The 22,778-nt window shown below is 69.4% G+C and carries 25 protein-coding genes; 16 read left to right on the top strand and 9 right to left on the bottom strand.

The annotated features are described in order from the left end of the window. Positions 1-130: 130 nt before the first annotated feature. The 3 genes from fabG (at position 131) to M1203_RS16905 (ending at position 2,181) form a co-directional block, all read left to right on the top strand. On the top strand, positions 131-850 hold the full coding sequence (gene fabG, locus M1203_RS16915) for a 3-oxoacyl-[acyl-carrier-protein] reductase (protein WP_249950557.1): 720 nt from the start codon (positions 131-133) through the stop codon (positions 848-850). A gap of 4 nt (positions 851-854) precedes the next feature. Then, positions 855-1,628 (top strand): enoyl-ACP reductase FabI, encoded by a 774-nt coding sequence (fabI, locus tag M1203_RS16910; RefSeq protein WP_249950556.1) that lies wholly within the window; start codon positions 855-857, stop codon positions 1,626-1,628. Positions 1,629-1,827: 199 nt separating this feature from the next. Then, the gene (locus M1203_RS16905; RefSeq protein WP_249950555.1) at positions 1,828-2,181 is read left to right on the top strand and encodes a hypothetical protein; all 354 of its coding nucleotides are present in this window, start codon (positions 1,828-1,830) and stop codon (positions 2,179-2,181) included. Positions 2,182-2,237: 56 nt separating this feature from the next. On the opposite strand, the gene M1203_RS16900 is transcribed toward M1203_RS16905, so the two are convergent. After that, entirely contained in the window at positions 2,238-2,912 is a 675-nt protein-coding gene (locus M1203_RS16900) for a FadR/GntR family transcriptional regulator (RefSeq protein ID WP_249950554.1), read from the bottom strand. A 52-nt stretch (positions 2,913-2,964) separates the two neighbouring features. Between M1203_RS16900 and M1203_RS16895 the strand changes: the two genes are divergently transcribed. The 4 genes from M1203_RS16895 to M1203_RS16885 all read left to right on the top strand — a co-directional run bounded on the left by M1203_RS16895 (position 2,965) and on the right by M1203_RS16885 (position 5,629). Continuing rightward, positions 2,965-4,317 carry a CynX/NimT family MFS transporter gene (locus M1203_RS16895; protein WP_249950553.1) on the top strand — a complete coding sequence of 451 codons (1,353 nt, stop codon included), beginning with the start codon at positions 2,965-2,967 and terminating at the stop codon, positions 4,315-4,317. 4 nt (positions 4,318-4,321) lie between these two features. Next, positions 4,322-4,438, top strand: a complete 117-nt coding sequence (locus tag M1203_RS38750) for an SGM_5486 family transporter-associated protein (RefSeq protein WP_283958703.1) — start codon at positions 4,322-4,324, stop codon at positions 4,436-4,438. A gap of 371 nt (positions 4,439-4,809) precedes the next feature. Then, the gene (locus tag M1203_RS16890; protein WP_249950552.1) at positions 4,810-5,019 is read left to right on the top strand and encodes a hypothetical protein; all 210 of its coding nucleotides are present in this window, start codon (positions 4,810-4,812) and stop codon (positions 5,017-5,019) included. 91 nt (positions 5,020-5,110) lie between these two features. After that, positions 5,111-5,629 (top strand): histidine phosphatase family protein, encoded by a 519-nt coding sequence (locus M1203_RS16885; protein ID WP_249950551.1) that lies wholly within the window; start codon positions 5,111-5,113, stop codon positions 5,627-5,629. Between the two features lie 137 nt (positions 5,630-5,766). On the opposite strand, the gene serB is transcribed toward M1203_RS16885, so the two are convergent. Continuing rightward, positions 5,767-6,987 carry a phosphoserine phosphatase SerB gene (serB, locus tag M1203_RS16880; RefSeq protein ID WP_249950550.1) on the bottom strand — a complete coding sequence of 407 codons (1,221 nt, stop codon included), beginning with the start codon at positions 6,985-6,987 and terminating at the stop codon, positions 5,767-5,769. A 392-nt stretch (positions 6,988-7,379) separates the two neighbouring features. On the opposite strand from serB, the gene M1203_RS16875 reads away from it, so the two are divergent. Continuing rightward, on the top strand, positions 7,380-9,944 hold the full coding sequence (locus tag M1203_RS16875; protein ID WP_374403183.1) for an FHA domain-containing protein: 2,565 nt from the start codon (positions 7,380-7,382) through the stop codon (positions 9,942-9,944). 126 nt (positions 9,945-10,070) lie between these two features. On the opposite strand, the gene M1203_RS16870 is transcribed toward M1203_RS16875, so the two are convergent. The 3 genes from M1203_RS16870 to M1203_RS16860 form a co-directional block, all read right to left on the bottom strand. Beyond that, a complete protein-coding gene (locus M1203_RS16870) occupies positions 10,071-10,724 on the bottom strand; it encodes a transglycosylase SLT domain-containing protein (RefSeq protein WP_374403181.1) in 654 nt (217 codons plus the stop codon). A 331-nt stretch (positions 10,725-11,055) separates the two neighbouring features. Beyond that, positions 11,056-12,147 (bottom strand): S-adenosylmethionine:tRNA ribosyltransferase-isomerase, encoded by a 1,092-nt coding sequence (locus M1203_RS16865; RefSeq protein WP_249950547.1) that lies wholly within the window; start codon positions 12,145-12,147, stop codon positions 11,056-11,058. Continuing rightward, positions 12,144-12,839, bottom strand: coding sequence for an SDR family oxidoreductase (locus M1203_RS16860; protein WP_249950546.1), 696 nt, complete (start codon positions 12,837-12,839; stop codon positions 12,144-12,146). The genes M1203_RS16865 and M1203_RS16860 overlap by 4 nt, the downstream gene beginning before the upstream one ends. 207 nt (positions 12,840-13,046) lie before the next feature. On the opposite strand from M1203_RS16860, the gene M1203_RS16855 reads away from it, so the two are divergent. The 3 genes from M1203_RS16855 (at position 13,047) to M1203_RS16845 (ending at position 15,297) form a co-directional block, all read left to right on the top strand. Beyond that, positions 13,047-14,192 (top strand): GAF domain-containing sensor histidine kinase, encoded by a 1,146-nt coding sequence (locus M1203_RS16855; protein ID WP_249950545.1) that lies wholly within the window; start codon positions 13,047-13,049, stop codon positions 14,190-14,192. A gap of 64 nt (positions 14,193-14,256) precedes the next feature. After that, positions 14,257-14,886 (top strand): response regulator transcription factor, encoded by a 630-nt coding sequence (locus M1203_RS16850; protein ID WP_249950922.1) that lies wholly within the window; start codon positions 14,257-14,259, stop codon positions 14,884-14,886. Between the two features lie 162 nt (positions 14,887-15,048). Then, the gene (locus M1203_RS16845) at positions 15,049-15,297 is read left to right on the top strand and encodes a chaplin (protein WP_249950544.1); all 249 of its coding nucleotides are present in this window, start codon (positions 15,049-15,051) and stop codon (positions 15,295-15,297) included. Positions 15,298-15,419: 122 nt separating this feature from the next. On the opposite strand, the gene M1203_RS16840 is transcribed toward M1203_RS16845, so the two are convergent. Continuing rightward, positions 15,420-16,217, bottom strand: coding sequence for a hypothetical protein (locus M1203_RS16840; RefSeq protein WP_249950543.1), 798 nt, complete (start codon positions 16,215-16,217; stop codon positions 15,420-15,422). Positions 16,218-16,343: 126 nt separating this feature from the next. On the opposite strand from M1203_RS16840, the gene M1203_RS16835 reads away from it, so the two are divergent. From M1203_RS16835 to M1203_RS16820, 4 genes are all read left to right on the top strand, one after another. Further along, positions 16,344-17,135 carry an ABC transporter ATP-binding protein gene (locus tag M1203_RS16835; protein ID WP_249950542.1) on the top strand — a complete coding sequence of 264 codons (792 nt, stop codon included), beginning with the start codon at positions 16,344-16,346 and terminating at the stop codon, positions 17,133-17,135. A 79-nt stretch (positions 17,136-17,214) separates the two neighbouring features. Continuing rightward, the gene (locus M1203_RS16830; RefSeq protein WP_249950541.1) at positions 17,215-17,643 is read left to right on the top strand and encodes an NfeD family protein; all 429 of its coding nucleotides are present in this window, start codon (positions 17,215-17,217) and stop codon (positions 17,641-17,643) included. A 90-nt stretch (positions 17,644-17,733) separates the two neighbouring features. After that, positions 17,734-18,663 (top strand): SPFH domain-containing protein, encoded by a 930-nt coding sequence (locus M1203_RS16825; protein ID WP_129769718.1) that lies wholly within the window; start codon positions 17,734-17,736, stop codon positions 18,661-18,663. A gap of 62 nt (positions 18,664-18,725) precedes the next feature. Next, positions 18,726-19,502 (top strand): sulfite exporter TauE/SafE family protein, encoded by a 777-nt coding sequence (locus M1203_RS16820; RefSeq protein WP_249950540.1) that lies wholly within the window; start codon positions 18,726-18,728, stop codon positions 19,500-19,502. Between the two features lie 126 nt (positions 19,503-19,628). On the opposite strand, the gene M1203_RS16815 is transcribed toward M1203_RS16820, so the two are convergent. The 3 genes from M1203_RS16815 to M1203_RS16805 form a co-directional block, all read right to left on the bottom strand. Beyond that, on the bottom strand, positions 19,629-20,141 hold the full coding sequence (locus M1203_RS16815; RefSeq protein ID WP_249950539.1) for an HNH endonuclease: 513 nt from the start codon (positions 20,139-20,141) through the stop codon (positions 19,629-19,631). Positions 20,142-20,293: 152 nt separating this feature from the next. Continuing rightward, on the bottom strand, positions 20,294-20,833 hold the full coding sequence (locus M1203_RS16810) for a YbhB/YbcL family Raf kinase inhibitor-like protein (RefSeq protein ID WP_249950538.1): 540 nt from the start codon (positions 20,831-20,833) through the stop codon (positions 20,294-20,296). A 98-nt stretch (positions 20,834-20,931) separates the two neighbouring features. After that, complete coding sequence (locus M1203_RS16805) at positions 20,932-21,714, bottom strand: sporulation protein (RefSeq protein WP_249950537.1); 783 nt, start codon at positions 21,712-21,714, stop codon at positions 20,932-20,934. Between the two features lie 73 nt (positions 21,715-21,787). On the opposite strand from M1203_RS16805, the gene M1203_RS16800 reads away from it, so the two are divergent. Beyond that, positions 21,788-22,429: a DNA-3-methyladenine glycosylase gene (locus M1203_RS16800; protein WP_249950536.1), complete on the top strand. Its 642-nt coding sequence runs from the start codon at positions 21,788-21,790 to the stop codon at positions 22,427-22,429. The last annotated feature ends 349 nt before the right edge of the window (positions 22,430-22,778 follow it).

Raw genomic sequence — 22,778 nt, 5'->3', positions numbered from 1 at the left:
ACTTTCTGTAGGGATCCAACAGGGTCCTCACCGAGGCGCTGTCAGGGGTCGCTTCCCCGTGACGGGCACGGTACCGATAGGTTTTCGATGTGCCAGACAGCTCGAAGACCGCTAGGGAAAGGCTGATCCGTTGAGCCGCTCGGTTCTCGTTACCGGAGGAAACCGGGGCATCGGCCTCGCCATCGCCCGCGCCTTCGCCGACAACGGTGACAAGGTCGCCATCACATACCGGTCCGGGGAGCCGCCGCGGGCCCTGACGGAGCTGGGCTGCCTGGCGGTCCGCTGCGACATCACCGACAGTGAGCAGGTGGAGCAGGCCTACAAGGAGATCGAGGAGAAGCACGGTCCCGTGGAGGTGCTGGTGGCCAACGCCGGTATCACCAAGGACCAGTTGCTGATGCGGATGTCCGAGGAGGACTTCGCCTCCGTGCTGGACACCAACCTCACCGGCACCTTCCGGGTCGTCAAGCGCGCCAACCGCGCCATGCTGCGCGCCAAGAAGGGCCGGGTCGTACTGATCTCCTCGGTGGTCGGGCTGCTCGGCTCGGCGGGGCAGGCCAACTACGCGGCCTCCAAGGCCGGGCTGGTGGGTTTCGCCCGCTCCCTCGCCCGCGAACTGGGCTCGCGGAACATCACCTTCAATGTCGTCGCGCCCGGCTTCGTCGACACCGATATGACGAAGGTGCTCACGGACGAGCAGCGCGCGGGCATCGTCTCGCAGGTACCGCTCGGCCGCTATGCGCAGCCGGAGGAGATCGCCGCGACGGTGCGGTTCCTCGCCTCCGACGACGCCTCGTACATCACTGGAGCCGTCATTCCCGTTGACGGCGGATTGGGCATGGGTCACTGATCACATGAGTGGAATCCTCGCCGGCAAGACCATTCTCGTCACGGGTGTGCTCACCGAGTCGTCCATCGCCTTCCACGCCGCCAAGGTGGCGCAGGAGGAGGGCGCGGAGGTCATCCTCACCGGTTTCGGCCGGCTCACGCTCGTCGAGCGCATCGCGAAGCGGCTGCCCAAGCCCGCCCCGGTCATCGAGCTGGACGTCACCAACCAGGAGCACCTGGACGGGCTGGCCGACCGGATCCGTGAGTACCAGGGCGAAGGCGGGGCCGGACTCGACGGCATCGTGCACTCGATCGCCTTCGGCCCGCAGGGCGCCTTCAACTTCCTTGAGGGCTCATGGGAGGACGTCGGCACGGCGGTGCACGTCTCGGCGTACTCGCTGAAGTCGCTGACCATGGCCTGTCTGCCGCTGATGGCACGCGGCGGCTCGGTCGTCGGGCTGACCTTCGACGCGCAGGTGGCCTGGCCCAAGTACGACTGGATGGGTGTCGCGAAGGCGGCGCTCGAATCCACCAACCGCTATCTCGCCCGTGACCTGGGTGCGCGGAACGTCCGCTGCAATCTGATCTCGGCCGGTCCGATCAAGTCGATGGCCGCCAAGTCCATCCCGGGCTTCGAGGAGCTCGCGGATGTGTGGAACCACCGTGCCCCGATCGGCTGGGACCTGGCCGACCCGGAGCCGGCCGGCCGCGGTGTCGTCGGTCTGCTGTCGGACTTCTTCCCGAAGACCACGGGCGAGATCGTCCATGTCGACGGTGGCGTGCACATGATGGGCGCCTGACGCCCTTACCGTACGCGGACCCCGGAAGCCGCGCGACCGTCCAGGAGACGGCGCGCGGCTTCCGTGCGTTTCGCGCCCGGACGTGCCGGACGTGCCGGCCGCGTCCGCCCCGTCCGCCCGAGTCGAAAAGAGCGGCGACGCACCGCACACTGAGCGAACCGGGGTCGTCCGGTCATCGTGGGCCAGGAGGTGTGTGCGCATGCGCCCGCTGCGTCGCCGTACGACAGCGCTCACGACAGCCGCTCTGCTCACGACGGGACTCGCGGTCACCCTGACCGGCGCGCCGAGCGTCGGAGCCGTCGCGAACCCCGGCGAAACCGACCGCTTCCACGCCTCCTGCCGTACGACGGTGGAGGGCTCGCGCGCCACCGTGTCCTGTCACAACCCGTATCCGGAGACCGACCGGATACGGCTGCATGTGGAGTGCGCGCGCTGGTGGGACATCGACGCCGACAGCGCGCCCGTGGATCTCGAACCGGCCGGGTACGCCGAGCTGACCAACCGGTGCTGGAAGGAGATACGCGAGGTCTGGATCACCCATGAGCGGCCCTGACCGGCTTCCCTCCGACGGGCTCCCCCTCTGACCGGCTTGCCCGCATCCGGCGCGGCTCAGACCCGTTCCCCCAGGCAGCCCAGGCCATGGCTCGCCGCCTCGCTCCCCGCTCTCTCCACATCGCCCGCCCGGATCGCCGCCACCAGCCGAGCGTGGTCCATATGGTTCTCCGGCCGCAGCTCCCGCCCCACGTTGTCGCGGAGCTGATCGCGCAGCAGATGGCCCAGATCCGCGTAGACGGCGGTCAGCACATCGTTGTGCGAGGCGGCGACGACCGCCATGTGGAGACTCGCGTCGGCCCCGACGAACACCTCCGCGTCGCCCGAGTCCCATGCCTCCTCGCGCCGGGCGAGCAGCGCGTCCAGTTGCCGCAGATCCCGCTCCGTACGGCGCTCCGCCGCCATCCGCGCGGCCGATGACTCCAGCGTGGAACGCAGCTCCACGACATGCCGCGGATCGGCGGTCGCGAACCTGCGGTGCATCACCCCCGCCAGCTCGCTGGTCGCGACGACATACGTCCCCGAGCCCTGCCGGATGTCCAGCAGTCCGTTGTGGGCGAGCGCGCGCACCGCCTCACGGACGGTGTTACGGGCCACGCCGAGCAGCTCGACCAGCTCGGGTTCGGTGGGGATACGTGAGCCCACCGGCCATTCGCCCGAGGTGATCTGATTCCGCAGCTCGCTGATCACCTGGTCGGAGAGCGCGGAGCGGCGGGGGGAGTTCAGCGGCATGGTGCTCCTCGTCCGTGGACAACCAATCATCCCATGATTCTATGATGGCTCCATGTCCGATGAGCCGCACACACAGATACAGCAGATACAGCTGCCATCGCCAGGGACCCCTGGGTCACAGGCGCCTACGAAAACCCCGGGCCGAGCGCCGTCCGCGTCCGCCGATTCCCCGGGGCCGGTGGCCGGGGCCTGGCTCACCCGGCTTCTCGTCGTCGGACTCGTCCTCGCCGCCCTCAATCTCCGCCCCGCCATCACCAGCCTCGGCGCGCTCCTCGAAGAGGTACGGGACGGGCTGCACATGAGCGGGAGCGTCGCGGGTGTCCTCACCTCCGTACCGCCGTTCTGTTTCGCGCTCTTCGGCTTCGCGGCCCCCCGGCTGGCCCGGCGCTTCGGCCCCGGCGCGGTCGTGTGCGCGGGCATGGTGGCGATCACGGCGGGGCTGCTGATCCGCCCCTTCGCCGGCGGCACGGTCGGCTTCCTCGCCGCGAGCGCGGTCGCGCTCATGGGTATCGCCGTCAGCAATGTGCTGATGCCGGTGATCGTCAAGCGGTACTTCCCCGACCGCGTCGGCACGATGACCGGCCTGTACTCGATGGCCCTGGCGCTCGGCACCGCCGTCGCCGCCGCCGTGACCGTCCCCATGACCGAGGCGCTGGGCGGTAGTTGGCGCACGGGCCTCGGGGTGTGGGCCGTACTCGCCGTGCTTGGGGTACTGCCCTGGCTGGGCCTCGTACGCGAGCGCGGCGCCGCCGCGCCGACCTCACCGTCGTCCTCGTCCTCGCCCTCACCCGGGATCCCGGCCCCGGCTTCGGGGCTGAGGCTCGGGCGCAGCCGCACCGCCTGGGGGCTCGCCTGCTTCTTCGGCCTCCAGGCCACCGGCGCGTACATCACCATGGGCTGGATGCCCCAGATCTTCCGCGACGCGGGGATCTCGGCGGGCACGGCCGGGCTGCTGCTCGCCGTGACCATGGTGATGGGAGTGCCGCTGGCCTTCGTGATCCCCCGGACGGCCGCGCGCATGAAGAACCAGGGCCCGATCGTCATCGCCCTGGGACTCTGCGGACTGAGCGCCTACGCGGGTCTGTACTTCGCCCCGGCCGAGGGCGCCTGGGCCTGGGCCGTGCTGCTGGGAATCTCGAACTGCTCCTTCCCGCTCGCCCTCACCATGATCGGCATGCGCTCCAGGACCGGCGCGGGCGTCGTACGCCTCTCCGCCTTCGCCCAGAGCACCGGCTACCTGATCTCGATACCGGGCCCGCTGCTGGTGGGTGTGTTGTACCAGCACACCGGTGGTTCGGGGCTGCCGATCGCGCTGATGGCGACGTTCCTGCTGCCGCAGATGGTGGCGGGCGTGGTGGCGGGCAGGGACCGGACGATAGAGGACGAGGCGCGGATGCGAGACTGACCGTATGCCAGTCCTTGACCCGAATCCCCAGAACGGCCAGCGGAAGCTGCTCCTCGTCTTCGGCACGATCATCGGCATCATGGTGATCATCAGCATCATCGCCACCATCGCCAGCCCCTGAGGGCGGGGGTTCGGGCGCCAATCCGTTCCGGGTGCCGTCTTTCCGGTGGCGAGTGAGCCGAAGGGCGCGCCGCTGTCGAAAGGGAGGCTGTGCTCGATATGCGGCTCCGCCGCGTGGGCGGAGGTTCCCGAGGAACGAGCGAATCGAGCACGGTCGACCGTCGACGGGGCCCGCGGCCGGAGGCCGCTGATGGACACAGCAAGCGCCCCGGAGGCGAACCGAGCCCCAAAAACAGAGGGGGGTGGGGCTAGCACTACCGTCCCCTAGGGGGTCAGGGTCAGGGTCGAGTGGGTGGGTCACCGGATGGGATCCGGGAGCCATGATCCGTAGGTTTGGGGTACCTCGACAACCGCAGACCTACGGAGGCGGCCATGCCGGCCCGAACCCGCTCCCGGTCCCATCCGCCCGTCTCCGCCGACCGCGTCGAGATCCGGCTGCCGTGGTGGTCCGTGGCGCTGCCCGTCGTCGCCTTCGTCGTGCTGTTCCTGCTGGTGGCGGATCCTGGCCAGGCGCACGCCGCGACCGAGGACGCCACGGTGGGCCGGATCCTGGAGCACATTCATCTGACCTTGGGCCGGTAGTGCGGGACCGCCGACGGGAGCGTTCACCCGTGCTGGGGCCGTGCGTCAACACCCTGCGCCCGATGGCGCGTTTCATGCGAAGCTGGAATGCATGAGCGTCGAAACAGCCCGCAGGATCGTCCTACTCCGGCACGCGAAGGCCGACTGGCCGGACGTGTCCGATCACGAACGGCCGCTCGCCGATCGCGGCCGCGCCGATGCCTCCGTGGCCGGCCGACGGCTGGCCGAAACCGGTATCTCCGTCGACCTGGCTCTCTGCTCGACCTCGCTCAGGACCCGCGAGACCTGGAAGCTGGCGGTGCAGGAGCTGCCGCAGCGTCCCAGGACCGTGTACGAGGAGCGGGTCTACGATGCCAGCCTCGGTGAACTCATCGCGCTGCTGAACGAGACGCCCGACGAGGTGAACGATCTGCTACTCGTCGGTCACAACCCGGGTACGCACGCACTGGCCGACGCGCTCTCGGGCGCGGGGGAGGGCGACGCCATCGCCCGGATGACCAGGACCGGCTTCCCGACCGCGTCCTTCGCCGTGATCGTCTTCAACGGCAGCTGGAAGTCGGTGGAGCACGGCGTGGGCAAGCTTGTCGATTTCTGGAGCCCCCACGACTGACCCGGTCGGCGGCCGGTCAGGCCGGTCAGGGCCGGACCGGGCGCCCCGTATTTCCGTGTATCTGCCCATCCGTCCGTTCACGTTCATGGCGAAGGCCCCGGCACACACACCGTGTACCGGGGCCTTCCCGCGTACGGTCAGCCGTCCTCGCCGTCCGCCGCCTCGACCTCTTCCCGGGTGATGCCCAGCAGATAGAGCACGGTGTCCAGGAACGGCACGTTCACCGCCGTGTGGGCGGCCTTGCGGACCACGGGCTTGGCGTTGAAGGCCACGCCGAGCCCCGCCGCGTTCAGCATGTCGAGATCGTTCGCGCCGTCGCCGATCGCGACGGTCTGCGCCAGCGGCACCCCCGCCTCGGCGGCGAACCGGCGCAGCAGCCGGGCCTTGCCCGCGCGGTCCACGATCTCGCCCACCACGCGTCCGGTGAGCTTGCCGTCCACGATCTCCAGTGTGTTGGCGGCGGCGAAGTCCAGCCCGAGCCGCTCCTGGAGCGCGTCGGTGACCTGGGTGAATCCACCGGAGACGACCCCGACTTGGTAGCCGAGCCGCTTGAGCGTACGGATCAGGGTGCGGGCGCCGGGGGTGAGCCGGACCTCGGCCCGTACCTTCTCCACCACCGACGCGTCCAGCCCGGCCAGCAGCGCCACCCGGGCGTGCAGGGACTGCTCGAAGTCCAGCTCCCCGAGCATCGCCCGGGAGGTGACCTCGGCGACCTCTGCCTCGCAGCCGGCGTGGGCCGCGAAGAGTTCGATGACCTCGTCCTGGATCAGGGTCGAGTCGACATCCATCACCACCAGCCGCTGGGCCCGGCGGTGCAGCCCGGCCGAGACGACGGCGACATCGACGCCGATCTCGGATCCGGTGGTGGCCAGCGCGGTGCGCAGCGGTTCGGTCTCCACGCCGGAGACCGCGAACTCCACGGCGGTGACCGGGTATTTCGCCAGCCGGAAGATCCGGTCGATGTTGCCACCGGTACCGGTGATGGTGGCCGCTATGACCGCCGTCGACTCGGCGGTCAGCGGGTTGCCGAGCACCGTGACATGGGAACGGCCGCTGCCGCGCGGCCGGTTGTCACCGGTGCCCGAGATGATCTCGGCCTGGAGTTTGAGCGATTCCGTCCAGCTGTGCACGGTCGCGCGCAGTTCGCCCTCGCTGGTGCCGCCCGCGGTCGGCGCGGTGATCAGCGCGCACAGGACGATCCGGCCACGGGTGACGACCTGCTCGATGTCGATCACATCGACGGAGTAGGCGGCGAGGGTGTCGAAGAGCCCGGCGGTGATCCCGGGGCGGTCCTTCCCGAAGATCTTGACGAGGAGGGTGGGGACGTCTGCGGTCCGAGGGGGCTGCGATGCGCTCATGGTGCTTCCACCGTATCGGGCGGATCGCCGGTGCGCGCTGTCTGTCCCGCGTACCGGACAGCGCCCGGAACGGGTACACCCGCAGGTCCGTGACGGTGGCGTGAAGCCGGCGTACGGCGGGTGGCCGGGCGGCCTACACCGGCTGAAGACCGGGTGCCGTCGAACGGCGCCGCCGGCCCACGGGCCCCGCCGTCACCCACACCGCGATCGCTGATCCCGCTGGCGTTGTCCCTGTCGCGGGTCCTTCCCGCGCCGCCCCGTGCCCGCCGTTACGAGCTTGTGCCGATACCGCACCGGTCCCGGCTTTCAAACCTGGCTGCGTCCCTGAAATAGTTCCCCCCGATGTTCGCCATCCCTAGACTCCCTGCACGGGGGAAATCGGGGGACAACAAGTGGGGCATGGAGTGCCGGAACTCGTACTGGAATTGAACGGAAGGACCTGGACGCTCGACCCGTCCAGGACATACACCCTAGGACGTGATCCCCAGGGCGACCTGGCGATCGACGACGCCAGGGTCTCGTGGCGGCATGCCACCATCAGCTGGGGGAACCGTGGTTGGGTCATCGAGGACCACGGCAGTACCAACGGTACGTATGTGCAGGGCCGGCGCGTTCAGCAGACGGAGATCGGTCCCGGCTCCGCCGTCCATCTCGGCAACGCCACCGACGGGCCCCGGCTGAGCCTCACCGGCGCGGCGGCTCAGCAGGTCCCGGCTCAGCAGGCCCCGCAGCACCAGGCGCCGCAGCACCAGGCGCCTCAGCAACAGGGCTGGCAGCAGGCCCCGTACCAGGGACAGCCCCAGCAGCAGGTACAGCACCAGCACCAAGCACCGCCCCAGCACCAAGCACCGCATCAGGCACACGTTCAGGAGCAGGGGTACATACCTCCGCGGCAGCACGGTCAGGTACCGCACCAGCGGGGCGCGGGGGCCCCGTCGGCCCACGGCGACCGCAGCCCGACCACCTTCCACCAGTTCTCCCTCGGCCGGGTCATGCGCATCGGCCGCGCCCTGGAGAACGAGTTGGTCGTCTCCGACCTCCAGGTCTCCCGTCTGCACGCCGAGTTCACGGCGGCGCCCGACGGCCGCTTCGAGATCCGTGATCTCGGATCCCACAACGGCACCTATGTCAACGGTCAGCCGATCGCCAAGTCGGGCACCGTACTGCTCGGCCCGAACGACATCGTCGGCGTCGGTCACTCGACCTTCCGTATCGTCGGTGACCGGCTCGAAGAGTTCGTCGACACCGGCGATGTGTCCTTCTCCGCGCGTCATCTCACGGTGACGGTCGACGGTGGCAAGCAGATCCTCAAGGACGTCTCCTTCGGCGTCCCCGAGAAATCGCTGATCGCGGTCATCGGCCCCTCGGGCTCCGGGAAGTCCACCCTGCTCAAGGCGCTCACCGGCTACCGCCCCGCCGACCAGGGCGATGTCCTCTACGACAACCGCAATCTCTACAAGCAATTCGCCGAGCTGCGCCAGCGCATCGGTCTGGTCCCGCAGGACGACATCCTGCACAAGGAACTGACCGTGAACAAGGCGCTCAAGTACGCCGCCAAGCTCCGCTTCCCCGGTGACACCGCCGAGGCCGAGCGCGAGGCGAGGATCGGCGAGGTCCTCGGCGAGCTGAAGCTCGACATCCACAAGGACAAGAAGATCACCTCGCTCTCCGGCGGCCAGCGCAAGCGCGTGTCCGTGGCCCTGGAGCTGCTGACGAAGCCGTCGCTGATCTTCCTGGACGAGCCGACCTCGGGCCTCGACCCGGGCATGGACCGCGATGTCATGCAGCTGCTGCGCGGCCTCGCGGACGACGGCCGTACGGTCCTGGTCGTCACCCACTCCGTGGCCGAGCTGGCGAGCTGCGACAAGCTGCTCGTGATGGCGCCGGGCGGCTCCGTCGCGTACTTCGGCCCGCCCGAGGAAGCGCTCAACTTCTTCGGCTACAGCACCTGGGCCGATGTCTTCTCGGCCTTCGAGAACTACCGCGACTACGACTGGGCGGGCCGCTGGCGCAGCTCGCAGCACTACCAGCTGTACGCCGCCGACATCGACTCCGTCGCCGCGCAGTCCGTGGCCATGCCGAAGGCGCAGCAGATGCGCCCGCCGAAGCCGCAGAGCTGGGGATCCCAGCTCCTGACACTGATCCGCCGCTATGTCTCGGTGATCGCGTCCGACAAGGGCTTCATGGCACTGATGGTGATACTGCCCGTCGTGCTCGGTGTGGTCAGCGTCGTCGTCCCGGCGAAGTTCGGCCTCGGCCCGGCCGAGGCGCCCGCCAGGTTCAACGGCGCCGCGGGCACGATCCTGCTGATCCTCACGGTCGGTATGTGCTTCGCGGGCGCGGCCAACTCCGTCCGTGAGCTGATCAAGGAACGGGTGATCTACGAACGGGAACGGGCCACCGGCCTCTCCCGATCCGCCTATCTGATGTCCAAGGTCATCACCCTCGGAGTGATCACCGCCTTCCAGGGCGTGATCATCTGCGGTATCGGCTTCGCGCCCCGCGCGCTGCCCGCGGAGGGCCTGCTCATGCCGCCGGCCGTCGAGATGTGTCTCGTGATGATCGCCCTCGGCTTCACTTCGATGATGTTCGGCCTGGTCATCTCCTCGCTGGTGAAGACCGCCGAGAAGACGATGCCGCTGCTGGTCATGTTCGCGATCGTCCAGATCGTCTTCACGGGTGTCATCTTCCAGATCTACGACTCACCCGGCCTGGAGCAGTTCGCCTGGCTGATGCCGTCGCGCTGGGCCATCGCGGGCGCGGGCACCACGCTCAACCTCTCCACGCTGATGGCGCCCTGGGACCCGGACAACCCCACCAATCTGGACCCGCTGTGGGAACACACGGCGGCCCAGTGGGGCATCAACATCTCGGTGCTGCTGCTCATCGGTGTGGTCTGCGGATTCGCGGTGGCGCGTCTGCTGCGCCGCCATGAACCGGAGGTCATGCGCAACTAGGTCCTGTCCTGCCGGAGAGTGTTCCGCCACACACCGCGCACGCCGAAGGGCGGCACCCCGCACATGGGGTGCCGCCCTCCGGCGTTCTGCGTGTGGTGCGCCTCAGCGCGCCGGGCCCTGCTGGGCTCAGTAGGCGCTGTTGACGTTGTCCATCGAGCCGTACCGGTCCGCGGCGTAGTTGGCCGCGGCCACGATGTTGGCGACCGGGTCGTAGATGTCGAACGGGGTGCCCTTGACGTGGTACGCCTTGAACGTCGGCGGGATGACCTGGAGCAGGCCCTTCGACGGGATGCCGTTCCGGGCGTTGATGTCCCAGAGGTTGATCGCCTTCGGGTTACCGCTCGACTCACGGATGATGTTGCGGTGCAGACCCTCGTACGAGCCGGGGATCTTGTGCTTCTTCATGATGGCCAGCGACTCCTTGATCCAGCCGTCCAGGTTGTTCTTGTAGACGGGCTTACGGACGGTGGAGCGGTTGGCGGCCTCGTCGGCGCGCTTCTGCGCGTCGGCCTTGGCCTTCGCGACGGCCTCTGCGGCCTTCGTCTTCTCCGACGCCGTCTTCTGGACCACGGACTGAACCTTGGCCGCGATGTCGGGGCTGCTGAACTGCTTGGCGATGATCGCGCTCACGGCGGGGGTCCTGGCGCTGTCCGTCGCCGACGTCGACACCGTGGAGGTGGTGCGGGACTGGACGGGGGCCTGGGACTCGGCGGCGACAGCCGTGGTGGGAACCAGGGAGAACGTGACCGCGGCGATTCCGGCGGCGGCGACGCCGGCCATGGAAGCCTTCTGGGTCTTGTTCAGGCGACTGAGACCAGGGGTGCGTGACGAGAACATAGAGACGAACCTCTTCGAGTAGCGGGAGTCGCGGAGGCCGGATGGCCAGCCTGCTCGGGCGGCGACGTCGGCAATTCTTAGCGGTCGCAAAATGCTCTGGCAAAGGTGTGACGTACGACCCCGCATAGTGGAGCGGGGCGCCTCGACGGCGCCCCGCTCCCCGCTTATCTCAAGCTCACACCCCTCTTCTCGGTCGACTAGCGGAGTTCGTAAGTGATGTGCGTCCTATGCCCGGGCTCACATCGGGGGCATGGCGACATGACACGGTGTTGCTTCAGCAACGCGAACTGTGAACGGTCTCCTCCGGGAGGATGAGATGGATGTCCCCGAACTCGTGCCAGAGGTAGAGCCCGCGCAGGGCTTCCTCGTATCCCCTGGTCAGAGCCGCCCGCCCGGCGATGGCCGCCAGCATCAGCAGATGCGAGGCCTCGGGCTCGTGCAGCCCGGTCAGCAGTCCGTCCACCACCCGCACCCCGCGCCGGGGCGTGATCACCAGATCCGTCCAGCCGGTGGCCGCCCGCACCACCCCGTCCGGCCCCGCCGCGGACTCCAGGGCCCGCACGGCCGTCGTCCCGACCGCGATGATCCTGCCCCCGTCCGCCGCCACCGCGTTCACCAGCAGTGCCGTGCTCCGCGGCACCTCGAAGCGCTCCGGGTACGGCGGCTCGTGCGCCTCGGCCGACGCCACCCCCGTATGCAGCGTGATCGGCGCGAACCGCACACCCCGGCTCCTCAGCTCCGCCACCAGCGACGCCGTGAAGGGCCGCCCCGCGCTCGGCATCTCCGCGGAACCGGCGCCGTCGGGCGAGCGGCGCGCGAAGACCGTCTGATACGCGGAGAGCGGCTGGTCCCGGTCCGTGTAGCCGTACCGGATCGGCCGGCCGTGGCGGCTCAGCAGCCTCGGAACGTCCGCGCACGAGACCCGCGCCCACCAGAGCCGTGACCCCCCGGGGGCCAGCGGCTCGTCCAGTACGAGGTGCTCCCCGCCCGGCAGCCGGACCACCGCCCCCGCCGGACCCCCGGCGCGCGGCAGTGTGGTTCCCCCGCCGCTGTCCCGCCGCGGTGTACGCAGCTCGACCGCCCACCGGCCGTCGTCACCCCGCGTCGAGAAGTGCACGACGATCGGTTCGCCACCCGGCTCCGGCCCCAGCCGCCCGCTGACGGCCGCGGGCAGCGTCGCGGACGTATTGACCACCAGCACGTCCCCGGCCCGCAGCTGTCCGGGCAGCTCCCGGAAGGCGTGGTGCGTGACGCTCGTACCCCGGGAGACCAGCAGCCGTACGTCGTCCCTGCCCGACCCGCGCTGCTCCGCCGGGACCCGCGCCGACAGCTCCTCGGGCACCCGGAGCGCAGGCAGGACGTTCACCTCGGCTCCAGCAGCGCGGGGGCCGCGTACCGGCCGCTCACCGGGCGCCGCTCCAGCAGCCGCAGGAAGCCGGGCACCACCGACGCCGGCTCGGGGCGCGGGTCCTGGTCGTCCGGCACGGCCGCGGCGTACAGGTCCGTCCCCATGTCGCCCGGATCCACCGCCCACACCCGCAGCTCCGGTTCCTCGACCGCGAGCACGGCGGCGAGATGGTCCAGCGCCGCCTTGGACGCGCCGTAACCGCCCCAGGTCTCGTACGCCTCCGCCGCCGCGTCGGAACTCACCGCGATCACCGCGCCCACGGCACTCGCCCGCAGCAGCGGCAGCGCCTCCTGCACCAGCCCCAGAGCCGCCACCACATTGGTCTCCAGCGCCCTTCGCAGCCCGTCGAGCGGCAGCGCGTCCAGCCGTACCAGCGGTTCCGCGCCCAGCGCGCTGGCGTTGCTCACCACCAGATCGAGCGCCCCCAGCTCCGCCGCCGCGGCCACCAGCTCCGCGCGGTGCCCGGCGTCCGTGACATCGCCGCTGATCGCCGTGACCCGGGTCCCGTGCGCCGAGACGTCGGCGGCCGTCCCGTCCAGTGCGCGCGGGGTCCTGGCGTCCAGCACCAGATCCCAGCCGCGCCGGGCCAGCGCGTCGGCCAGCGCGCGCCCCAGCCCCTTGGAAGCCCCTGTGATGATCGCTACCGGCATGATGTCCGCTCCTTCTCCCTCACGCGCCCGTTCCCGCCTGACGGGCCCAACGTAGGAAGGGAGCGGCCCCCGCCGCCTCGTGCGCCGGGACCGTCCAAGAAGGCACTTCGTCCTACTCCCGGCGTCGGACGACCTAGGTCATCAGCCCTGGTCGGAGCCGATCCCGAGGCCGATACGGCCCGCCCCGCCCGCCGGTACGGTGAAGCCATGAGCCATCGACCACGCTCCGGCCTCGCGGCCGTGAGCACCGCACTCCTCGCGATGAGCAGGCGTCTGGAGGTGCACGACGTCCTCAAGACGATCGTCGTCTCGGCCCGCGAACTGCTCGACGCCGAGTACGCGGCACTGGGTGTGCCGGACGATCACGGCGGCTTCGCCCAGTTCGTCGTGGACGGCGTCAGCGATGAGCAGTGGAAGGCGATCGGCCCGCTGCCGCGCCAGCACGGAATCCTCGCCGCGATGCTCCATGAGGAGAAGGCCGAGCGGCTCGGCGACGTACGCAGGGATCCGCGCTTCGAGGGCTGGCCCGCCGCCCACCCCGAGATGTCGGACTTCCTCGGGCTGCCGGTCAGGGACGGCGACGAGACCATCGCCGCGCTCTTCCTCGCCAACAAGCGCTGCCCCAAAGAGGAGGGCCGCTGTGGCTTCACCGAGGAGGACGAGGAACTTCTCTCGATCCTCGCCCAGCACGCCGCGATCGCCCTCACCAACGCCCGTCTTTACGAGCGCAGCCGCGAGCTGACCATCGCCGAGGAGCGCTCGCGCCTCGCCCACGAGCTGCACGACGCCGTCAGCCAGAAGCTCTTCTCGCTGCGGCTGACGGCCCAGGCGGCGGCGGCGCTGGTCGACCGCGATCCGGACCGGGCCAAGGGCGAGCTCCAGCAGGTCGCCGCCCTCGCCGCCGAGGCCGCCGACGAGCTGCGCGCCGCGGTCGTCGAGCTGCGCCCCGCCGCCCTCGACGAGGACGGCCTGGTCAATACGCTCCGTACCCAGATCCAGGTCCTCGACCGGGCCCACTCCGCCCGGGTGACCTTCGACACCTGCGGGATGCGGGCGCTGCCGGCCGCTCAGGAGGAGGCGCTGCTCCGGGTGGCGCAGGAGGCCCTGCACAACGCGCTGCGCCACTCCGGCGGCGACCGCGTCGACGTCACCCTCGCCCGCCGGGGCCAGGGCGCGCTCCTCGGCATCACCGACAACGGCACCGGCTTCGAACCCCGCGCGGTGCGCCGGGCCGGCCGCCATCTGGGGCTGGTCTCGATGCGCGACCGGGCGAGCGGTGTGGGCGGCAGGCTCAGGGTGATATCGGCGCCCGGCCAGGGCACCACGATCGAGATGGAGGTGCCCGGTGGCTGAGAAAGAAAAGGACAGGGGCGGCGCGGAGCGCGTCGTCGGAGCGGCGGCGGGTGACGGGCGGGCCATCCGGGTGCTGCTGGTGGACGATCACCAGGTCGTCAGGCGCGGACTGCGGACGTTCCTGGAGATCCAGGACGACATCGAGGTCGTGGGCGAGGCGTCCGACGGCGCCGAGGGGATCGCCCGCGCCGAGGAACTGCGCCCCGATGTCGTGCTGATGGACATCAAGATGCCCGGCACCGACGGCATCGAGGCGCTGCGCAAGCTCCGTGAGCTCGACAACCCGGCCAGGGTCCTGATCGTCACCAGCTTCACCGAACAGCGCACGGTGGTCCCCGCGCTGCGCGCCGGCGCCTCCGGTTACGTATACAAGGACATCGATCCCGAGGCGCTGGCCGGCGCGATCCGTTCCGTGCACGCCGGGCATGTGCTGCTCCAGCCGGAGGTCGCGGGAGCGCTGCTGGCCCAGGACGAGCCGGGCAGCGGCCAGGGCAGGGGCACCTCCCTCACCGAACGCGAGCGCGAGGTGCTGAGCCTGATCGCCGACGGTCGCTCCAACCGGGAGATCGCCCGTGCGCTGGTGCTCTCCGAGAAGACCGTCAAGACACATGTCTCGAACATCCTGATGAAGCTGGACCTCTCGGACCGTACGCAGGCGGCCCTGTGGGCCGTGCGCCATGGGGTGACGGGCTGAGCGCACACACGGCGATATCGGATGATCGCACTCCGGTCTGAGTATTCATACCGTCGGGTGTATGTCACCCACACGGCGCATCCTGATCGTCTTTCGCGCGTTCTTCATGGCGTGCGGCGGCGTACCGCCGCTGTTGTTGATCACACGATTAAGGAACATCCCATGAAGGTTGCCAAGAAGGCCGCTCTGGTCATCGTCACCGCCGGTCTCGCCGCGGGTGCCACCGCCGGAGCCGCGTCCGCCACCGAGGGCGGCGCCCACGCCAACGGCGTGGCGCAGCACTCCCCGGGTGTCGGCTCCGGCAACGCGGTCCAGGTCCCGGTGCACATCCCGGTGAACCTCACCGGCAACACCGTGAACGTGATCGGCCTGCTCAACCCGGCCCTGGGCAACGCCTCGGTCAACCACTGACGCAGCGCGTGACGCGCCGCCGAGGCCCGGTGACTCCCTGGCGGGTGGGTACCGGGGCCTCGGCGGCCTTTTCGTCGCGTCCCCAAGACCCCGGTGCGCCGGATCCTCACGACCCCAGGACCTCAGGAAACGGGCGGCATACCCCGCTCCCGCTCCTCGACATACGCGTTGTAGGACGCCACGAGCGCCCGTCGCGCGCACCGCTCCACCGGCCGCAGCGCCTCGCCACGCGCCGCCATCTCCGACGCGCTCACCGCGCCGCCGTGGCCGTGCTCGTACGCCAGTGAGACCAGCAGCGCGATCCGCTGCGCCAGTTCGAGCACCCGTACGGCGCGCGGTGGATAGCCGGGCGCCAGCACCTCGCGCCCGCGCTCCGACCGTGCCCGGTACGCGTCGAGAGCCGCCTCTGCCACCGGCCCCGAGGCCGCCACATCCAGCCGGGAGAGCACGTCCGTCGCCTCCCGCAGCGCCTCCGCCAGTTCGCGCTCCGCCTCGCCCAGCGAGGGCACGTCCGCCGGCGGCGCCTCCCGTACCGGCAGACAGTGCCACACGACCTCGACATGCTGGTCCCCGTCCGGGCCCACCGCGGAGACCTCCGGGATCAGTCCGTACGGTGCCCCTGCCGCGATCACGGCCTCCTCGGCCTCCAGCGCGCGGGCATTGAACTCCGGCGGACCGCTGAGCCCCAGCGGATGGCCCGGCGCGGGCAGCGCGATCCGGTACCCGGTCACCCCGAGCGCCCGCAGCCGGCCAAGCGCCAGCGTGAGCCCGACAGGACCGGCCTCACCGGGCAGCCCTTCCACCCGGTGCACGGCGTCGTCGCCCACCACGGCGGTCACAGCGTCGTCCGGCGATACAAACCCGGCCAAAAGGGCATTTCCCCATGCGGCCAGCAGTCCTGAGCGTGGTTGCGAAAGCATGGCACCAGCGTAGGGAACGGACCTCACGGCCGGACCCCCCGATGGGTGGCGTAGGTTTTCCTTGGGTGACGCGCCTACAGGCGTACCTGAAACCTCAAGACGATTGCATGGGGAGACAACGCGCTCATGAGCGATGTACTGGAGCTGGTGGACGTATCCGTGGTCCGCGACGGACGCGCTCTGGTGGACGATGTCTCCTGGTCGGTCAAGGAGGGGGAGCGCTGGGTGATCCTCGGCCCCAACGGCGCCGGCAAGACCACCCTGCTCAATCTCGCCTCCAGCTATCTCTTCCCGACCTCGGGCAAGGTACGGATCCTCGGCGAGCGGCTCGGCAAGGTGGACGTCTTCGAGCTCCGCCCCCGTATCGGCGTGGCGGGCATCGCCATGGCCGAGAAGCTGCCCAAGCGCCAGACGGTCCTGGAGACCGTCCTCACCGCCGCGTACGGCATGACCGCGACCTGGCACGAGGACTACGACGAGGTCGACGAGCAGCGCGCCCGCGCCTTCCTCGACCGCCTCGGCATGACCGAGTACCTGGACCGCAAGTTCGGCACGCTCTCCGAGGGCGAGCGCAAGCGCACCCTGATCGCCCGCGCGATGATGACCGACCCCGAACTGCTGCTCCTGGACGAGCCCGCGGCCGGTCTCGACCTCGGTGGCCGCGAGGACCTGGTGCGCAGACTCGGCCGCCTCGCCCGCGATCCGTACGCCCCCTCCATGATCATGGTCACCCACCATGTCGAGGAGATCGCGCCGGGCTTCACCCATGTCCTCATGATCCGTCAGGGCAAGGTGCTCGCCGCCGGCCCCGTGGAGACCGAACTCACCTCGCGCAACCTCTCGCACTGCTTCGGTCTCCCGCTCGTCATCGAGCGCAACGGCGACCGCTGGACCGCGCAGGGCCTGCCCCTCGGCTGACGTCCGGCCGGTCAACGGCCCTCAGCTGACCGGATATCACCCCTGTCGTGACAGGGACCCCCGCCCCTACCATGACCATGTGGAAATCGACGCATGGGTGTGGTGGCTGATCGGCGCTGTCGGACTGGGCATTCCGCTCGTCATAACGGCGATGCCCGAATTCGGCATGTTCTCGGCCGGAGCGGTCGCCGGAGCCGTCACCGCGGCGCTCGGCGGTGGAATCGTGGTCCAAGTCCTCGTATTTGTCGTAGTGTCCATCGCCCTCGTCGCCGTCGTACGTCCCTACGCGGCCCGCCAACGCGGCGCGAGCCCCGGCTCGGCCACCGGCATCGACGCACTGAAGGGCCGTCAAGCCGTCGTACTGGAACGGGTGGACGGCAGAGGTGGCCGAATCAAGCTGGCCGGTGAGGTCTGGTCGGCCCGCACCTACGACGAGCGAGCCGCCTTCGAACCCGGTGAACAGGTCGATGTGGTCGAGATCGACGGTGCCACAGCCGTGGTGATGTGAGCCAACCCGGCCGAACGGTAAGCACATACGCTCGCGGTCTGAGAAAATCGATCATCAGAACATCCGGCAGCGAAGGGCCCGAGGAACGCGATGCCATCGATCATCATCGTCCTGGTCATCCTGGTGGTGCTTGTATTCATCGCACTGATCAAGACGATCCAGGTCATCCCACAGGCGAGCGCCGCCATCGTGGAGCGGTTCGGCCGCTACACACGAACTCTCAACGCGGGCCTGAACATTGTCGTCCCGTTCATCGACTCGATCCGTAACCGGATCGACCTCCGTGAACAGGTCGTCCCCTTCCCGCCCCAACCGGTGATCACCCAGGACAACCTGGTCGTCAACATCGACACCGTCATCTACTACCAGGTGACCGACGCCCGCGCCGCGACCTACGAAGTCGCCAGCTATATCCAGGCGATCGAACAGCTCACCGTCACCACCCTGCGCAACATCATCGGTGGCATGGACCTGGAGCGGACCCTCACCTCCCGCGAGGAGATCAACGCGGCGCTGCGCGGCGTCCTCGACGAGGCCACCGGCAAGTGGGGCATCCGCGTCAACCGCGTCGAGCTGAAGGCGATCGAGCCGCCGACCTCCATCCAGGACTCGATGGAGAAGCAGATGCGCGCCGACCGTGACAAGCGCGCCGCGATCCTCACCGCGGAGGGCATCCGCCAGTCGCAGATCCTCACCGCCGAGGGCGAGAAGCAGTCCGCGATCCTGCGCGCGGAAGGTGAGGCCAAGGCCGCCGCCCTGCGCGCCGAGGGCGAGGCCCAGGCGATCCGCACGGTCTTCGAGTCGATCCACGCGGGCGACCCCGACCAGAAGCTGCTCTCGTACCAGTACCTCCAGATGCTCCCCAAGATCGCCGAGGGAGACGCCAACAAGCTCTGGATCGTGCCCAGCGAGATCGGCGACGCGCTCAAGGGACTCAGCGGCGCCTTCGGCAACCTGGGCGGTGGCATGCCGGGCTTCGACACCGGCAAGGAGCGCAGGCAGGACCCCCCGCTGGACTGAGCGACCGACCCCTTCGTGCATGATCGGTGCATCCAGCACCGATCACCGGAGGGCAGCGCACCGTGACCACCTGGGAGATGCTCGCCGTATTCGTCGCGGGCATCAGCGCCGGAACCATCAACACCATTGTCGGTTCCGGCACGCTGATCACCTTCCCCGTGCTGCTCGCGACAGGCCTCCCGCCGGTCACCGCCACCGTCTCCAACGCCCTTGGCCTGATACCCGGCGCCATCAGCGGAGCCATCGGCTACCGCGCCGAACTCACCGGCCAGCGCCGCCGCGTACTGCGCCTGAGCGCCGCCGCGCTCGCCGGCGGGCTGGGCGGGGCCGCTCTGCTGCTGGCACTGCCGTCGACGGCCTTCGAGACGATCGTGCCCGTCCTGGTCACCCTCGCTCTCGTCCTGATCATCCTCCAGCCCCGGCTGGCCAGGGCCGTCCAGGCCCGCCGTGCCCGGAAAGGCACCAGCGCCCGCCCCAACGGCGGCCCGCTCCTGTTCACCGGCATCCTGCTCGCCAGCGTCTACGGCGGCTACTTCACCGCGGCCCAGGGCATCATCTATCTCTCCCTGATGGGCATGCTGCTCGACGACACCATGCAGCGGCTGAACGCGGTCAAGAACATCCTCGCCGCCGTCGTCAACACCGTCGCGGCGCTCTTCTTCCTCTTCGTCGCGGAGTTCGACTGGACAGCGGTCGTCCTCATCGCCGTCGGCTCGGCGATCGGCGGCCAGCTCGGGGCCAAGGCCGGCCGCAAGCTGCCCCCCGCGGCGCTGCGCGGGCTGGTCGTGGCCGTCGGAGTGGTCGCCATCGTCCAGCTGCTCGTCCGCCGGTACGGCTGACCGACGGGCCCGGACCGCACGGGCTCCACAGGGCCCCGGACAGCCGGCAGCCCGCTCCCCGTGGGGAAGCGGGCTGCCTCTGACACGCTCTCTCTCACGCGTTACCGACACGCTCTCTCTCACGCTTTACGCGGCGGACGCCACCGAGACCAGCCACTGCGGCAGCTCCGAACGCTCACCGGCCCTCAGCGACAGCAGCATGGCGTCCGCCGGGGACGGCACGAACGGCTGGTACAGCAGCGGCATCCCCGCCTGCTCCGGCGTACGGTCGGCCTTGCGGTGGTTGTCCTCGGCACAGGAAGCGACCGTATTCAGCCAGCTGTCCGAACCACCCCGGGAACGCGGCACCACATGGTCCACCGTCGTCGCGCGCCTGCCGCAGTACGCGCACCGATGCTGGTCCCTGACCAGCACCCCCCGCCTCGACCACGGAGCCTGTCTTCGGAACGGCACCCGTACGTAACGGCACAGCCTGATCACCCGGGGCACCGGCAGCTCCACCGCGGCCGCACGCACACGGAGATCGGGATGAGCGTGCTCGACAACGGCCTTGTCCTGCAGCACCAGCACCACCGCACGGTTGAGTGTCACCGTCGACAGCGGCTCGAAGCTCGCATTCAGTACCAGCGTGTCCCGCATCCCGCCCACCTCCCGTGTGCCGGCCCGAGCCCCATCGGGAGGCGTCGGGCCTGGATCAACTCTGGCCGGGCACGCCGAGAGGGACAACACAATAAAAAATGCCCTGCTCTGATCTCTCCAAGACCAGGGCAGGGCAAACAAAAGGCAAACGGTCAAAGGGCGGCCGGGGCCGCGTACTCGCCGATGAGCTGCGCACGAGCCAGCGTATGGAACCGCAGATTGAAGCCCACGACCGCGGGCGACGCGTCGCCGTCGGGACCCAGCCGCTCACTGTCCACCGCGTACACCGTGAACACATAGCGGTGCGCCGGATCCCCGGGCGGCGGCGCCGCGCCACCGAAGTCCCGCGACCCGTAGTCGTTGCGCGCCTGCACCGCGCCCTCGGGAAGCCCCTCGAACGCCCCGGTGCCCGCGCCCACGGGAAGCTCCGTGACCGACGCCGGGATGTCGAAGACCACCCAGTGCCAGAACCCGCTGCCGGTCGGCGCGTCCGGATCGAAGCACGTCACGGCGAAGCTCCGGGTCTCCGCCGGGAAACCCTCCCACCGCAGCTGCGGCGAGGTGTTCCCGGCGGCGTGGACCTGGGCGTCCTTGAGCGTGGCCCCGGGCGCGATGTCATCGCTCACCACCGTGAACGACGGCACCCGCGGATGGAAGTCATGAGGGAGCGGAGCCCTCTTCCCCTCGGTCACGTCTGAAACCTCCGAATAGGCTGTCCTGCCTGACTGCTCGGCCGCCGACCGCTCGCGGCGGTTCGGCAGCCTCGCGGGGCCGAGCCTAGAGCCCGCGCTCAGAACCAGTTACGACGGCCACCGACCTCGGAGAGCCACTGGTTGAGATACGCGGACCAGTCGGTGCCCTGGAAGTCGTTGAGCCCCACCTGGAACGCCCGGAACGAGTCGCTGCCCTCGGTGAACAGACCCGGCTTCTTGTCCATCTCCAGGATGACGTCCATCTCGCGGTCGTCCGCGACGAAGGACAGCTCGACCTGGTTCAGGCCGCGGTACTGCTGCGGCGCGAAGAACTCGATCTCCTGGTAGAACGGCAGCCGCTGACGCGTCCCGCGGATGTGACCACGCTCCATGTCCGCGGACTTGAAACGGAAGCCCAGCCGGATGAAGGCGTCCAGGATCGCCTGCTGCGCCGGCAGCGGGTGGACATTGATCGGGTCCAGATCGCCGGAGTCCAGCGCCCGCGCGATCTCCAGCTCCGTGGTCACACCGATGTTCATCCCGCGCAGCGGCTGACCGTCGATCGTCGTGATCGGGGTCTCCCAGGGGATCTCCAGACCGAACGGCACCACATGAACGGCCCCGGCCTGCACCTCGAAGGCGCCGCCGATGTTCTGCTTGGTGAACTCGATGTTCTGCTTGGTCTCCTGGTCGCCACCCTCGACCTCGACGCGCGCCTGGAGCCCGACGTTGAGCCCCTCGATCCGCTGATTCACGGACCCGCCCTGGAGCCGTACCTCACCCTGGACGACCCCGCCGGGAACGACGTTCAGCTCGGTCAGCTCCGTCTCGACGGACGCGCCACCGGCGCCCAGACTCGCGAGCAGCTTCTTGAACCCCATGTTCACTCCTTCTAGTCCTGACCACTACATACGCGCCTCGACCGTATTCGGTTCCCCGGTAGGCTCATACGCCATGACCGAGAGTCCCGACCGCAGGCCGCTGTCCCGCGACTTCTTCGACCGGCCGGTCCTTGAGGTCGCACCGGACCTCCTGGGCCGAACGCTGATACGGGACACGGACGACGGCCCCATCGAGCTCCGGCTGACCGAAGTAGAGGCGTACGCAGGCGCGGTCGACCCGGGCTCGCACGCCTTCCGCGGCCGCACCGCCCGCAACGAGGTGATGTTCGGCCCGCCCGGTCATGCGTATGTCTACTTCACCTACGGGATGTGGCACTGCCTCAACCTGGTGTGCGGCCCCGAGGGCATGGCGAGCGGGGTCCTGCTGCGGGCCGGTGAGATCGGCGTGGGCGCCGAACTGGCCCGCAAACGTCGAATCTCGGCCCGCCATGACAGGGAACTGGCCAAAGGCCCGGCCCGCCTGGCCACCGCCCTCGATGTCGACCGCGCCCTGAACGGAGCGGACGTCTGCGCCGGCCCCGACGCCCCCCTGTCGATACTCACCGGTACTCCTGTCCCGACTGACCAGGTCCGCAGTGGCCCGCGCACCGGAGTGGGCGGCGACGGCGCGGTCCACCCCTGGCGCTTCTGGATCGACGGCGACCCCTCGGTGAGCCCCTATCGCGCTCACGCACCACGTAAACGTCGAACTTGACTCGTGCTGTTCATCCGCCTAACGTAGCCCGAGCCGCTTTCAACGGGTCCTGCTGTTCAGCAGTCCCCGAAGCGGCCACCCACTACTTTCGACGACACCCTGACGGGTAGGGATTTCGGCATGCCGAAATCCGGACTCAATGGCTCGATTATGAGCCGGGCAGGGATTCGGTTAAAGTAGTGAACAGCCGAAAGGCAAAAGGCCAGTCCAAAGGCCATCGGAATTCTTGAGGCGGAACACGCCGAATGAATCTGATAGAGTCGGAAACGCAAGACCGAAGGGAAAAGCCCGGAGGAAAGCCCGAGAGGGTGAGTACAAAGGAAGCGTCCGTTCCTTGAGAACTCAACAG

It is taken from the genome of Streptomyces sp. 35G-GA-8, from assembly GCF_023534745.1.
GTDB lineage: Bacteria > Actinomycetota > Actinomycetes > Streptomycetales > Streptomycetaceae > Streptomyces.
This window is presented reverse-complemented; position numbering and strand designations above follow the sequence as displayed.

Excerpts from the sequence above, each read along its gene's own strand:
- M1203_RS16900 (WP_249950554.1), bottom strand. The coding sequence starts at position 2,912 with ATGCCGCTGAACTCCCCCCGCCGCTCCGCGCTCTCCGACCAGGTGATC.
- M1203_RS16885 (WP_249950551.1), top strand. The coding sequence starts at position 5,111 with ATGAGCGTCGAAACAGCCCGCAGGATCGTCCTACTCCGGCACGCGAAG.
- serB (WP_249950550.1), bottom strand. The coding sequence starts at position 6,987 with ATGAGCGCATCGCAGCCCCCTCGGACCGCAGACGTCCCCACCCTCCTC.
- fabI (WP_249950556.1), top strand. The coding sequence starts at position 855 with ATGAGTGGAATCCTCGCCGGCAAGACCATTCTCGTCACGGGTGTGCTC.
- M1203_RS16870 (WP_374403181.1), bottom strand. The coding sequence starts at position 10,724 with ATGGCCGGCGTCGCCGCCGCCGGAATCGCCGCGGTCACGTTCTCCCTG.
- M1203_RS16805 (WP_249950537.1), bottom strand. The coding sequence starts at position 21,714 with ATGGGGTTCAAGAAGCTGCTCGCGAGTCTGGGCGCCGGTGGCGCGTCC.
- M1203_RS16860 (WP_249950546.1), bottom strand. The coding sequence starts at position 12,839 with ATGCCGGTAGCGATCATCACAGGGGCTTCCAAGGGGCTGGGGCGCGCG.
- M1203_RS16835 (WP_249950542.1), top strand. The coding sequence starts at position 16,344 with ATGAGCGATGTACTGGAGCTGGTGGACGTATCCGTGGTCCGCGACGGA.
- M1203_RS16890 (WP_249950552.1), top strand. The coding sequence starts at position 4,810 with ATGCCGGCCCGAACCCGCTCCCGGTCCCATCCGCCCGTCTCCGCCGAC.
- M1203_RS38750 (WP_283958703.1), top strand. The coding sequence starts at position 4,322 with ATGCCAGTCCTTGACCCGAATCCCCAGAACGGCCAGCGGAAGCTGCTC.
- M1203_RS16895 (WP_249950553.1), top strand. The coding sequence starts at position 2,965 with ATGTCCGATGAGCCGCACACACAGATACAGCAGATACAGCTGCCATCG.
- M1203_RS16855 (WP_249950545.1), top strand. The coding sequence starts at position 13,047 with ATGAGCCATCGACCACGCTCCGGCCTCGCGGCCGTGAGCACCGCACTC.
- M1203_RS16845 (WP_249950544.1), top strand. The coding sequence starts at position 15,049 with ATGAAGGTTGCCAAGAAGGCCGCTCTGGTCATCGTCACCGCCGGTCTC.
- M1203_RS16905 (WP_249950555.1), top strand. The coding sequence starts at position 1,828 with ATGCGCCCGCTGCGTCGCCGTACGACAGCGCTCACGACAGCCGCTCTG.
- M1203_RS16825 (WP_129769718.1), top strand. The coding sequence starts at position 17,734 with ATGCCATCGATCATCATCGTCCTGGTCATCCTGGTGGTGCTTGTATTC.
- M1203_RS16840 (WP_249950543.1), bottom strand. The coding sequence starts at position 16,217 with ATGCTTTCGCAACCACGCTCAGGACTGCTGGCCGCATGGGGAAATGCC.
- M1203_RS16800 (WP_249950536.1), top strand. The coding sequence starts at position 21,788 with ATGACCGAGAGTCCCGACCGCAGGCCGCTGTCCCGCGACTTCTTCGAC.
- M1203_RS16815 (WP_249950539.1), bottom strand. The coding sequence starts at position 20,141 with ATGCGGGACACGCTGGTACTGAATGCGAGCTTCGAGCCGCTGTCGACG.